Source organism: Sphingomonas pollutisoli (genome assembly GCF_029167165.1).
In the GTDB taxonomy this organism is placed as follows: Bacteria; Pseudomonadota; Alphaproteobacteria; order Sphingomonadales; family Sphingomonadaceae; genus Sphingomonas; species Sphingomonas pollutisoli.
This window is the reverse complement of sequence record NZ_JARFNJ010000003.1, coordinates 333,284-345,490: the sequence shown is the minus strand read 5'-3', so window position 1 is coordinate 345,490 and position 12,207 is coordinate 333,284. Positions and strand designations below refer to the sequence as shown.

The 12,207-nt window shown below is 64.2% G+C and carries 12 protein-coding genes; 5 read left to right on the top strand and 7 right to left on the bottom strand.

All coding sequences use genetic code 11. From position 1 onward, the window contains the following. Positions 1–3: 3 nt before the first annotated feature. Genes PX554_RS07975 through holA form a run of 4 tightly spaced genes read left to right on the top strand, consistent with a single transcriptional unit; the run spans position 4 to position 4,511 of the window. Entirely contained in the window at positions 4–441 is a 438-nt protein-coding gene (locus PX554_RS07975; RefSeq protein WP_093224849.1) for a DUF3576 domain-containing protein, read from the top strand. A gap of 34 nt (positions 442–475) precedes the next feature. After that, positions 476–3,007: a leucine--tRNA ligase gene (leuS, locus tag PX554_RS07970; protein WP_275500507.1), complete on the top strand. Its 2,532-nt coding sequence runs from the start codon at positions 476–478 to the stop codon at positions 3,005–3,007. After that, positions 3,004–3,501 (top strand): LPS assembly lipoprotein LptE, encoded by a 498-nt coding sequence (gene lptE, locus PX554_RS07965; RefSeq protein ID WP_275500505.1) that lies wholly within the window; start codon positions 3,004–3,006, stop codon positions 3,499–3,501. The genes leuS and lptE overlap by 4 nt, the downstream gene beginning before the upstream one ends. Next, entirely contained in the window at positions 3,498–4,511 is a 1,014-nt protein-coding gene (holA, locus tag PX554_RS07960; protein ID WP_275500503.1) for a DNA polymerase III subunit delta, read from the top strand. The genes lptE and holA overlap by 4 nt, the downstream gene beginning before the upstream one ends. A 3-nt stretch (positions 4,512–4,514) precedes the next feature. On the opposite strand, the gene PX554_RS07955 is transcribed toward holA, so the two are convergent. From PX554_RS07955 to PX554_RS07930, 6 genes are all read right to left on the bottom strand, one after another. Then, entirely contained in the window at positions 4,515–5,345 is an 831-nt protein-coding gene (locus PX554_RS07955; RefSeq protein ID WP_420833427.1) for a ParB/RepB/Spo0J family partition protein, read from the bottom strand. Between the two features lie 68 nt (positions 5,346–5,413). After that, the gene (locus tag PX554_RS07950; protein WP_093224841.1) at positions 5,414–6,214 is read right to left on the bottom strand and encodes a ParA family protein; all 801 of its coding nucleotides are present in this window, start codon (positions 6,212–6,214) and stop codon (positions 5,414–5,416) included. Beyond that, positions 6,202–6,765 carry a 16S rRNA (guanine(527)-N(7))-methyltransferase RsmG gene (gene rsmG / locus PX554_RS07945; RefSeq protein WP_338061574.1) on the bottom strand — a complete coding sequence of 188 codons (564 nt, stop codon included), beginning with the start codon at positions 6,763–6,765 and terminating at the stop codon, positions 6,202–6,204. The genes PX554_RS07950 and rsmG overlap by 13 nt, the downstream gene beginning before the upstream one ends. Before the next feature lie 59 nt (positions 6,766–6,824). Continuing rightward, entirely contained in the window at positions 6,825–8,666 is a 1,842-nt protein-coding gene (mnmG, locus tag PX554_RS07940) for a tRNA uridine-5-carboxymethylaminomethyl(34) synthesis enzyme MnmG (RefSeq protein ID WP_275500496.1), read from the bottom strand. 54 nt (positions 8,667–8,720) lie between these two features. Further along, a complete protein-coding gene (mnmE, locus tag PX554_RS07935; RefSeq protein WP_275500494.1) occupies positions 8,721–10,004 on the bottom strand; it encodes a tRNA uridine-5-carboxymethylaminomethyl(34) synthesis GTPase MnmE in 1,284 nt (427 codons plus the stop codon). A 2-nt stretch (positions 10,005–10,006) separates the two neighbouring features. Next, a complete protein-coding gene (locus tag PX554_RS07930) occupies positions 10,007–10,234 on the bottom strand; it encodes a DUF6489 family protein (protein WP_093224835.1) in 228 nt (75 codons plus the stop codon). A gap of 50 nt (positions 10,235–10,284) precedes the next feature. On the opposite strand from PX554_RS07930, the gene PX554_RS07925 reads away from it, so the two are divergent. Continuing rightward, the gene (locus PX554_RS07925; protein WP_093224833.1) at positions 10,285–10,752 is read left to right on the top strand and encodes a methylated-DNA--[protein]-cysteine S-methyltransferase; all 468 of its coding nucleotides are present in this window, start codon (positions 10,285–10,287) and stop codon (positions 10,750–10,752) included. A gap of 98 nt (positions 10,753–10,850) precedes the next feature. On the opposite strand, the gene rho is transcribed toward PX554_RS07925, so the two are convergent. After that, a complete protein-coding gene (rho, locus tag PX554_RS07920; protein WP_093224832.1) occupies positions 10,851–12,107 on the bottom strand; it encodes a transcription termination factor Rho in 1,257 nt (418 codons plus the stop codon). Positions 12,108–12,207 lie beyond the last annotated feature (100 nt).

The following is a 12,207-nucleotide window of genomic DNA, read 5'->3' as shown; positions in this document are numbered from 1 at the left end:
CCCATGTCCCGCCCGTTGCGCACTGCGATCGTGGTCTCGCTGCTTCTGTCGAGCGCCGCCTGCGCCCACAAGGGCAGCCACCCGAAATCGGCGGCGCTCGCACCGTCCAAGGTCACCACGATCGGCGTAAACGCCTATCTATGGCGCGCGAGTCTCGACACGTTGAGCTTCATGCCGCTGCTTCAGACCGATTCCAACGGCGGCGTGATCGTCACCGACTGGTACGTCAATCCGGCGGCACCGACCGAGCGGATGAAGGTCACGGTCACGATTCTCGATCAGGATTTGCGTGCCGATGGTCTGCATGTCGCGGCGCTCCGCGAGGTCAACCAGAACGGGCAGTGGGTCGCGTCACCGGTGCAGGCCGCGACCGTCCAGAAGCTCGAAGACATCATCCTCACGCGCGCGCGCGATTTGCGCCGCGCTGCCATGGTGAATTAAGCGCGCGGTTTTCGCGCAGGAGTAACAACGAACAATGTCTCGCTTCAACAGCCTGAAGTCGGATGCGGCATGGCAGGCGGTGTGGGACGAGCGCCGCACGTTCGCCGCCGACGACGCGACGACGAAGCCGCGTACCTATGTGCTCGAGATGTTCCCCTATCCTTCGGGGAAGATCCATATGGGTCACGTGCGCAACTATACGATGGGCGACGTGCTCGCGCGGTTCCGCCGGATGACCGGCCACGAAGTTCTGCATCCGATGGGATGGGACGCGTTCGGTATGCCTGCCGAGAACGCGGCGATGGAAAAGCACGTCCATCCTGGCGGCTGGACGCGCGATAACATCGCCACGATGAAGGCGCAGTTGAAGCGGCTCGGTTTCGCGCTTGATTGGACGCGTGAGTTCGCCACCTGCGATCCCGAATATTATGGCCAGGAACAAGCGTTGTTCCTCGACCTGTTTTCGCATGGGCTGGTGTATCGGAAGGAATCTTCGGTCAACTGGGATCCGGTCGATATGACCGTGCTCGCCAACGAGCAGGTTATCGACGGGCGTGGGTGGCGGTCGGGCGCTTTGGTTGAGCGGCGCAAGCTCAGCCAATGGTTCCTGAAGATCACCGCGTTCGCCGATGAGCTGCTGGAGGGGCTGGAGGGGCTCGATCATTGGCCGGACAAGGTCAAGCTGATGCAGGAGAACTGGATCGGCAAGAGCCAAGGGCTACGTTTCACGTGGAACATGAGCGACGGCGAGACGGTCGAGGTGTTCACCACCCGGCCCGACACAATCTTCGGCGCGAGCTTCATCGCGGTCGCTGCCGATCACCCGATCGCGCAAAAGCTGGGCGCGGAGAATGGTGAAGTCGCGGCGTTCATCGAGCGATGCAAGCAGGGCGGCACCACCGCTGCGGAGTTGGAGACCCAAGAGAAGCTCGGCTATTTCACCGGGCTGACCGCGACCCATCCGTTTGATTCCGCTTGGCAGGTTCCGGTCTACATCGCCAATTTCGTGCTGATGGAATATGGGACCGGCGCGGTGTTCGGCGTTCCCGCGCACGACCAGCGCGATCTCGACTTCGCGCGCAAATATGACCTTCCCGTCCGGCGCGTCGTGGCGGAGGGCGCGAACACCGATCCTATTCTCACGGGCGATGAGGCCTATACCGGCCCTGGTACCTTGGTGAATTCGCATTTCCTAGACGGCATGAGCATCGCGGATGCGAAGCGGACCGTCATCGCGCGGGCCGAGCAAGGCGGCTGGGGTATGGGTTCGACCGTGTTTCGCCTTCGCGACTGGGGCGTCAGCCGTCAGCGGTATTGGGGCACGCCCATCCCGATCATTCACTGCGACGCGTGCGGCGCGGTGCCGGTGCCGCGCGATCAATTGCCCGTCGTCCTCCCTGAGGACGTCAGCTTCGACATTCCCGGTAATCCCCTCGACCGTCACCCGACATGGAAGCATGTCCCCTGCCCCACCTGCGGCGGCGAAGCGCGGCGCGAGACGGACACGCTCGACACGTTTGTCGACTCATCCTGGTACTTCATCCGCTTTGCTAGCCAGCCCGGCAACAAGCCATTCGATCGGGAGGCGGCCGAGAAGTGGCTTCCGGTCGCGCAATATATCGGAGGGGTCGAGCATGCGATCCTTCACCTGCTCTACGCTCGCTTCTGGACGCGTGCGCTGAAGCACATCGGCATGCTCGATATCGCCGAGCCGTTCGCCGGGCTGTTCACCCAAGGCATGGTGACGCACGCGAGCTATTATCAGCGCCCGCACGAGCATGAACGACCGATCTATTTCGAACCCGCCGCGATCTCGCGCCGGGCCGATGGTACGGCCTATGTTACCGAGACCGGCGAGGACGTGATCGTCGGACGCGTCGAGAAGATGTCGAAGTCGAAGAAAAATACCGTCGATCCGACCGAGATCGTCGATCAATATGGTGCCGATGCGGTGCGCTGGTTCGTACTGTCGGATTCGCCGCCCGAGCGCGATCTCGAGTGGAGCGAGGCGGGCATCGAGGGTTCGTGGCGTTTCGTCCAGCGCGTGTGGAGGCTGTTCGACGGACTCGGCGAAGCGGCGGCCATAGATGGCCGTGACATCGCGCTCGACCGCAAGCTCCATCAGACGATCGCCGGCATCGCCGCCGACATCGAAGCGCTCGCCTTCAACAAGGCGGTCGCCAAGCTGTACGAGCTCGTCAATGCGATCGAGCGCGCCGCACCATCCGCTTCGCGCAACGCGGCAATTCGTACGCTGGTTCTGCTGGTGGCACCGATGGCGCCGCATCTGGCTGAGGAAGCCTGGGCGGCGCATGGCGGCGAAGGTTTGATTGCCGATGCCGCCTGGCCGGTCGTCGATCCTGCGCTGCTCGTCGAGGACGAAGTGACGATCGCGGTGCAGGTCAATGGCAAGCTCCGCGACACGCTCACGGTGGCCAAGGGCGCGGACAAGGCGGCCTTGGAAGCGATGGCACGCGGATCGGACAAGGTGATCGCCTTCTTGGATGGCAAGGAACCGAAAAAGGTTATCGTCGTGCCAGACCGTCTCGTGAACCTCGTCGCATGAAGCGTCTCGGCGTCCTTCTGCTTGCGCTCGCGCTGCCCGGCTGCGGGCTGCACCCGCTCTATTCGGGTGGCAGCGATGGTGCAGTCGCGACGATGCTGACCCGCGTCGAAGTCGCCCCAATCGACGGAAAGGCAGGCTGGCTGATGGGCAATGCGCTACGCGACAAGCTTGCCGCGCGAGGTGAAGCGCCATTGTATCGACTAGAGGTGCGGCTCGACGACAAGATCATCGGCCTCGGCGTGCGGAGCGATGACAGCGTCTCGCGCGAGCGCCGCACCTTGCGAGCGCGATACCAGCTCGTCGAACTCGCGCGGGGGACGGTAGTGCTCGACGCGTCGGCCGGATCGGACGCGGGCATCGACGTCGTCAGCTCGGACTATGCGACCATCGCGGCCGAGAACACCGCGCTCGAAAACCTGTCGGAGATCGTCGCCGACCAGATCGTGTCGCGCGTCGCGCTGTACGCGGAACACGCGCCCGCCTCCGAGCCGTGAAGGCCAACGCGAATCAAATCCGCATCGCGATCGACGCGGCCAGCCCCGACGTCCGCCTGTACCTGTTCCACGGCCCAGATGAAGCGGGCGCGCGCGAACTGGCTGCGCGGGTCGGCCGCGCACTCGGACCCGAGGCCGAACGGATCGACCTTGAGCCTGCGCAAATTCGCATCAATCCTGGCCTGCTCGCGGATGAAGCTGCAGCGCTGTCGCTTTTTGGCGGCGCGCGGCACATCCGCGTATCCGGGGCTGGCGAGGAGTCGCTCGAAGCGCTGACCTTGCTGCTCGACGCGGAACGCACCGGCAATCCGGTCGCCGTGATCGCCCCCACCCTCAAGGCAACCTCGAAGGTAGTGAAGCTCGCGCTGGCGCATCCGCGTGCGATGTGCCTCGCCTGTTATCTGCCCGAGGGCAGTGATGCCGACCGCCTTGCCACCGCGATCGCGCGGGAGCAGGGACTGCGTACTACAGGGGGGACCGCCGCGCGGCTCGCCGCCGCCAGCGGCGGAGACAGGGCGGTAATGACTCGTGAGCTGGAAAAGCTGGCACTCTATCTCGACGCTGCCCCCGAACGGCCGCGTGAGTTCGACGATGCGGCGCTTGACGCCGTGGGTGCCGATCTCGGCGATACCGAGATGTCGCGCGCGATCGACGCTGCGCTTGATGGCAGCCCGGACATGCTCGCCAATGAGCTCGCGCAGCTCGCGGAAGCGAGCGTCTCACCGATCCCGGTTCTGCGCCAGCTCACCCGACGCTTGGTCACCCTGGCAGAGATGCATGCCGAACTCGATGCTGGCGCCGACCCCAAGGCCATTATCGAACGCGTCTTCTTTCGCGAACGCGCCACCACCTCCCGCGCGCTGCGGCTGTGGGATTCGCGCCGGATCAACGACGCGATCAAACGCATTCGCGAGGCCGAACGTGCGGTGATGGCACCGCAAAACCCTGGTAACGTCGTTGCCGACGCCGCTATCGTCGTACTGGCGCGCATGGCGGCGCGCCAACGCTGATGTTCAAATCCGCTCGCCGCTCAGCCGCTGGCAGAGCATGTCGAGTTGGTCGAGCGTCGAAAAGCCGAGCGTGAGCGCCCCGCCCTTGGCGCCATACGAAATGCGCACCGAAAGCCCAAGCAAGTCGGCGAGCTGATGCTCGAGCGCACTGAGATCGGCATTCTTCTCGCCGCTGCCGTGCCCGCGCACCCGCGCGGTATCCGGCTTGACCGTCCGCGCGAGCTTTTCGGTATCGCGAACCGACAGGCCTTTGGCGACGACCTGGTCGGCCAGGGCCTCGACGTCCGGTGCGCCGATCAGCGCACGGGCATGTCCCATACTGATTGCGCCTTCGACGACACGATCCTGCACCGGCTTGGGCAGATCGAGCAAGCGCAACAGATTGGAGATGTGGCTGCGCGACTTGTGGACGATCTTGCCAAGTGCATCCTGCGTATGGCCGAAGTCGCTAAGCAGCCGCTGATAGGCCTCCGCCTCTTCGATCGCGTTAAGATCCTGCCGCTGAATATTCTCGATCAACGCTACCTCGAGCGTTTCGGTGTCGGTGAAATCGCGGACGATCACCGGCACCTCGTGCAAACGCGCGCGTTGCGCCGCACGCCAGCGACGCTCGCCCGCGACGATTTGATAGCCAGTGCCGTGCGGCCGGACCACGATCGGCTGGATCAATCCGCGTGCAGCGATCGACTCCGCCAGCTCTTCCAGTGCCTCCTCGCGAAAATGGCGGCGCGGCTGGTCAGGATGCGGCGTGATCGAGCCGACCGGAAGCATCCGCACGCCCTGCGCGACCGGCTCGTTGGCGCCGACCGGCTGCTCGCGCGCCATATCCCCCATCAGTGCGCCTAAGCCGCGCCCTAGTCCGGAGCGACCCTTCGGCCGCGCGATCGGTGTAACGCCATCGCTCATGCCGCCACCTTGGTTGCGCGGTCAGGCGCGGACGTGTCAGGCAAGCGCGTGATAAGCTCGCGGGCAAGCGCGATATAAGCTTCCGAACCCGAGCAGCGGAAATCGTAGATCAATGCCGGCAGACCATGGCTTGGCGCCTCGGACAGCCGCACGTTGCGCGGGATGACCGTTTCGAACACGACGCGGCCAAGCACGGCGCGCACATCCGCAGAGACCTGCTCCGTCAGACGGTTGCGGCGATCATACATCGTTAGCGCGACACCGATGATCGACAGGCCAGGATTGAACCGCTCGCGGATCCGCTCAACGGTGTTGAGAAGCTGACTCAACCCTTCCAGCGCGAAGAACTCGCATTGCAGCGGCACGAGCAACGAATTCGACGCGACCATCGCATTGAGCGTCAACAGCCCAAGCGACGGCGGACAGTCGATCAGTACAACATCCCAGCGCTGATCCGAACGTCGGATCGCTCGGCTCAGCCGGTGCGTGCGCTCCTCATATTCAACCAGTTCGATCTCCGCACCCGAGAGATCGACCGTCGCGGGGACGAGATCAAGGCCGGGCACGCACGTGCCGATCACCGCGCTCGCCAGTGGCATTTCGCCGAGCAGCACGTCGTAGATCGAGCGTTCGCGATCGTTGCGACCTACCCCAAGGCCCGTGGACGCGTTGCCCTGCGGATCGATATCGATCAGCAACACGCGCAAGCCGGTCGCGGCGAGTGCCGTGCCAAGATTGATCGCGGTCGTCGTCTTGCCGACTCCGCCCTTCTGGTTGGCGACCGTTATGACTTGCATCGACGTGCCACTCCCCGCGCTACCACGATCAGCGATTCCTTATTGGTAAGGCTCTGTTCCACGTGAAACGCACCATGCCATGCGCGCCGCGCGATTGCCACCTCATCCCGCGCCAATTGCCCCTTGGGCAACAGCCAGAGCGTGTCTTTCGTCGCCAGGTCGGCCGCGCCGGCGAGCAAGTGATCGAGCGTGGCCACTGCCCGAGCGGAGATGACTCCGACCGGCGCTGCCTTCAACGCCTCGACTTTTCCAGCGAAGATGGAGGTTCGCGCCGCGATGCCTAACGCCTCTGCCGCCGCTTCAAGAAAGGCGACACGTCGCTTCCTGGGTTCGGCCAGTGTCACCGGTCTGTCGGTCAGCGTCGCCACCACCACACCGGGAAATCCCGCCCCGCTACCGATATCGAGCCAAGCACCCGGTGTATGTTCCGCGAGCGGAAGAAGCTGCGCGGAATCGACGACGTGCCGCGTCCAGATTTCGGCGAATGTCGATCGCGCGATCAGATTCTGCTGTTGGGACTCCGCGATCACGAGATCGACGAACCGCTCCATCCGCGCGACACCGGCGGCTCCAAAGCGCGCGTTGATCCAGTCCCGTGCTTGGTCTTCGGTCATGCGGCACGCCGTCGGGCATGAAGCAGGATCGCGGCGAGCGCTGCGGGCGTGATACCCCGCAGCCGGCCCGCCTGCCCCAATGTCGCTGGCCGCGCGGTGCTGAGCCGCTCGACCATTTCGGCCGATAGGCCCGGGATCGCCGCGAAATCGAGATCGGGCGAAAGCACGATCGCGTCGTTCCCTCGGACCATCGCGATCTCTGCCTCCTGACGCAGCAGATACGGCGCGTAGCGAACATCCTCGACGATTTCCGCCAGCAGTGCCGGGTCCGCATTGGCGACCAGATCGGGTGCTACATGCGCAACGGTAACGCCGGCAAGCCGCAGCCACTCGGAACCAGGCCGACGATGCGGGCCCGCTGCAATCACTGCGCCTCGTTCGATCAGTTCGGCCGGAGAGAGCGGCCGCTCGAATACCGCTTCGATCTCCTCGCGCGCTCTGCCCCGCTGATCGAGGCGCGCTCGCCGAACGTCCCCTAGGCAGCCCGCAGCATCCGCTATTGGGCCGAGCCGTGTTTCGGCATTGTCGGCGCGCAAGCGCAACCGATATTCGGCCCGCGCGGTGAGCATTCGGTAGGGCTCGGTCACGCCTTGGAGCACGAGATCATCGATCATCACGCCGAGGTAGCTGCTCGCGCGATCGAGGATTACCGGACGGGTGCCGAGTGCGTGCGACGCCGCATTCAGGCCCGCGATCAAGCCCTGTCCCGCTGCTTCCTCATAGCCCGTCGTGCCATTGATCTGTCCGCAACAAAACAGACCTGGGATGGCACGAAGTTGGAGAGTCGCATCGAGGGCGCGCGGATCGATATGATCATATTCGACCGCGTAACCCGGCGTCAGGATGCGGGTACGTTCGAGTCCGGGGATCGAGCCAACCAGAGCTTCCTGCACATCGACCGGCAGCGAGGTCGAGATCCCATTGGGATACACCACCGGATCGTCCAGGCCCTCGGGTTCGAGAAAGATCTGGTGCCCGTCACGATCGCCGAACCGATGAATTTTGTCTTCGATAGACGGGCAATAACGGGGCCCGGCTCCAGAAATCGCGCCGCCGAACAAAGGCGAGCGATCGAGACCGGCGCGGATGATCGCGTGCGTTGCCTCGGTCGTCCGGGTTATCGCGCAATGTACCTGCGGAAGCATCCGAGCCGGAGTCAGCGGAGACATCGTCCATGGCTCCGCATCGCTCGCCTGCTCTTCGAGCCGGGCCCAATCGATCGTGCGACCATCGAGTCGTGGCGGCGTTCCCGTCTTCAAGCGTGCCATCGGCAAGCCAGCGCCACGAAGCTGCTCGGCCAAGATGCTCGCGGACGCCTCGCCGACCCGGCCGCCGACCTCGCGTTCCTCGCCCCGAAAAATTCGGCCGCCCAGAAACGTCCCCGTAGCCAGGATTACTGATGGCCCACCTAGGGTACGCCCATCTGCGAGCTTGATACCGGCAACCTGTCCAGCCGCTAGGTTCAGCGCCGCCGCCTCTCCAGCAACGATCGTGAGGTTCGGTTGGGAAGACAGCATCGTCTGGATCGCCGCTGCGTAGCGCCGACGATCTGCCTGCACGCGCGGGCCCTGGACTGCCAACCCCTTGCTACGATTGAGCATGCGGTAATGAATGCCTGCCGCATCTGCCGCCCGCGCGATCAAGCCATCGAAGGCATCCACCTCGCGCACGAGGTGCCCCTTGCCCAGCCCTCCGATCGCAGGGTTGCATGACATGGCACCGATCTTCGCCGGATCGAAACTTACCAACGCCGTCCGCGCACCGCGTCGCGCGGCCGCAGCGGCAGCCTCGGTGCCGGCATGGCCGCCGCCCACTACGATGACATCGAACTGGTTCATAGGGTTTCGCTATGCTCGTCGAAAGACCAAGTCAAAGCGTTCCACGTGGAACAATCACTTCCCGATGCAGAACCGCCCGAACAGAGCATCTAGCACAGCCTCGACGTCGGCCCGTCCCGTTACGCTATCGAACGCCGCCCGCGCGCTCCTGATCGCCTCCGCACGGAGCAGAATATCGCTCTCTGCAACGCCATCCCGCAACACCGCCTCGGCGCTGGTAAGAAGCGCGCGCTGGCGCGCGTTGATCGTCATCTCGTCTGCACCGACCCACAACCGCCCGGCCTGTTCTTCCAGCAAAGACCATAAGGCCGAGATTCCCTCACCGCTCGCCGCCGAGATCGCGAGGTCCGGCCCGGGCGGAAGCGACGCCCGCCCCGGAATATCACACCGCGCATGCAGCCACATCGCGCTTGGATATGGTGGCGCTACGTCGTCGAGCCACAGCACGATATCGCCCGCGGCGATCGCATCGATCGCGCGACCGATCCCGATCCGCTCGATCTCATCAGCCCCGTCATCCCGCAGGCCCGCGGTATCGACGAGGAGATAGGCAACGCCCGAGCGCATCACCGACACCTCAATGCGATCGCGCGTCGTGCCAGCGGTCGGAGAGACGATCGCCGCATCGCGACCGGCGAGCCGGTTGATGAGCGTCGATTTACCGCTATTCGGCGGCCCCGCGATCACGACGCGTACACCGTCCCGCAGGCGTTCGACCGACGGTGCCACAACCACCGCGCCGATTTCATCTGCCAGCGCTGCTAATACGCTCGCCGACTCGGCAGTCACTGCCTCGGGAACGTCGTCTTCGTCCGAGAAATCGAGCGCCGCCTCGATGGATGCCGCCACATCGACGAGGCGATCGTTCCACCGCTCGATCTGTTGACGAAGCCCGCCTTCCGACAGGCGCAACGCGGCGCGACGCTGATGCTCGGTTTCGGCGGAGAGGAGATCGCCCAACCCCTCCGCCTCGGTCAGATCGATACGGCCATGTTCCAGAGCGCGCCGCGTGAACTCACCTGGTTCGGCCTGACGCAACCCGGCGATCGTCCCCAGCGCCGCTTCAAGCGCGCGCTGGGTCGCGCGGCCGCCGTGGATGTGAAGTTCCACGATATCCTCCCCCGTCGCGCTGTCGGGGCCAGGAAACACGAGCACCAGCCCGCGATCGAGCAACGTGCCGGTCGCCGGATCGCGGAGCGCGCGCAACCCCGCGACACGTGGCGCGGGCAATGTACCGCTCAGCAGCCGTGCCGCCGCAAACGCCTGCGGCCCGCTGATGCGAAGGATCGAGATCGCCGCCGGTGCCGCGCCGCTCGAAACCGCGAAGATCGTGTCCACGGCTATTTCGACGTCGATGTCTCGAACATCTTACGCCAGAAATTCATACCAGCGTCTCCAACGGGCACCCAGCTCCGCATCATGTTTTCAACCATCTCATGCGAGATATTACCTTCCATCGAGTTGGTCAGCATCTCGATATATTTCTCATGCACCGGCGTGAAATCGGGCAGGCCCATCACGCGCCGCGCCTCCTCCGGAGTACATTCGACCTCGACATTGATCTTCATCCGCGCGTCCTCCGCTTGAGCGCCTCGATCGAACGCTCCATAATCGTGACATGTATGCGCGCGACTTCGCCCTGATCGCAACGCCCATCGGCATGGTGCGGCTCCACGGTGGTAACGATTGGCTCGATGCCATCACTATTGAGCGTGACGTGCAGCCCGAGGTTGCGGGAACCGGTGCGCTTGCGGAGGGCGCTGCTCAGATTTCCGCATATTTCGCGCGTCGGCTGACCGTGTTCGATCTGCCACTGAGCCCGCTGGCCACCCCGCGCGGAACGGCGATGCGCGAAGCGATGGTGGCTATCGGCTTCGGGGAGACGCGGAGCTATGGCACGCTGGCGCGTTCGATCGGGTCTGGCGCGCGGGCGATCGGTCAGGCCTGCGCGCGCAATCCGCTGCCGATCGTGGTGCCGTGCCACCGCGTGACCAACGCCGACGGATCGCTCGGCGCCTATTCCGCAGGCCAAGGGACGGCGACGAAACGGTGGTTGCTCGATCATGAGCAAGGACGGCTGATTTAGCAGCGACGCGGGCAACGCCCGCGTCGTGGGTCGAGGCTGAGGCCTCGCCTGCCCGGCCGGAGCGAATCCTGCCGCAGCATGCAGCAGACCGCTCTCGGCTACTGATTCATGCTGTCGAAGAAATCCTCGTTGGTCTTCGAGTTCTTCATCTTGTCGAGCAGGAATTCCATCGCGTCGATCGTGCCCATCTGCATGAGGATACGGCGCAGCACCCACATCTTGGAGAGCTTGCTCTGATCGACCAGCAGTTCCTCCTTGCGCGTGCCGGATTTGCCGACATCAAGCGCCGGGAAGATACGCTTGTCGGCGACCTTGCGATCAAGGACGATTTCGGAGTTGCCTGTGCCCTTGAACTCCTCGAAGATCACTTCGTCCATGCGGCTGCCGGTATCGATCAGCGCGGTCGCGATAATCGAGAGCGACCCGCCCTCCTCGATGTTGCGCGCCGCGCCGAAGAAGCGCTTCGGACGCTGGAGCGCGTTGGCGTCGACGCCGCCGGTCAACACCTTGCCCGACGAAGGAACGACGGTGTTGTAGGCACGACCGAGGCGGGTGATCGAATCCAGCAGGATCACCACGTCCTTCTTATGCTCGACGAGGCGCTTGGCCTTTTCGATCACCATCTCGGCGACCTGGACGTGGCGCGTGGCGGGTTCGTCGAAGGTCGAGGAGACGACCTCGCCTTTCACCGAACGCTGCATGTCGGTGACTTCCTCGGGCCGCTCGTCGATCAGCAGCACGATCAGGAACACCTCGGGATGGTTGTCGGTGATCGCCTTGGCGATGTTCTGAAGCATCACCGTCTTGCCGACGCGGGGGGGCGCGACGATCAGCGTACGCTGACCCTTGCCCTGCGGCGAGACGATGTCGATCACCCGCGCCGACTTGTCCTTCATCGTCGGATCGCTCGGATCGAGCGTGAGCTTCTGCTCTGGATATAGCGGCGTAAGGTTGTCGAAATTGACCCGGTGACGCACCGCATCCGGATCATCGAAGTTGACCGAAATGAGCTTGGTCAGCGCGAAATAGCGTTCGCCGTCCTTGGGGCCGCGGATCTCGGCTTCGACGGTGTCGCCGGTGCGCAGACCGAACTTCCGCACCTGATTGGGCGAAATGTAGATGTCGTCCGGGCCGGCGAGGTAATTCGCCTCGGGGCTACGCAGGAAACCGAAGCCATCGGGCAGCACCTCGATCGTGCCGAGCCCCATGATCTGATCGCCATTTTCGGCCTGCACCTTGAGGATCGCGAACATCAGATCCTGCTTGCGCAGCGTCGACGCGCTCTCAATGCCGAGCGCTTCCGCCATCTCGACGAGTTCGGCGGGTTTCTTGTTCTTGAGGTCTTTGAGATGCATTGAGGGCGTCCGGAGCGAGATGTGCTGGGAAAATGAGCGTCAGTCAGCAGGATACGCGACGAGGCTGAGGCAGGATGCCACACAACGGTCGCCAGGACGG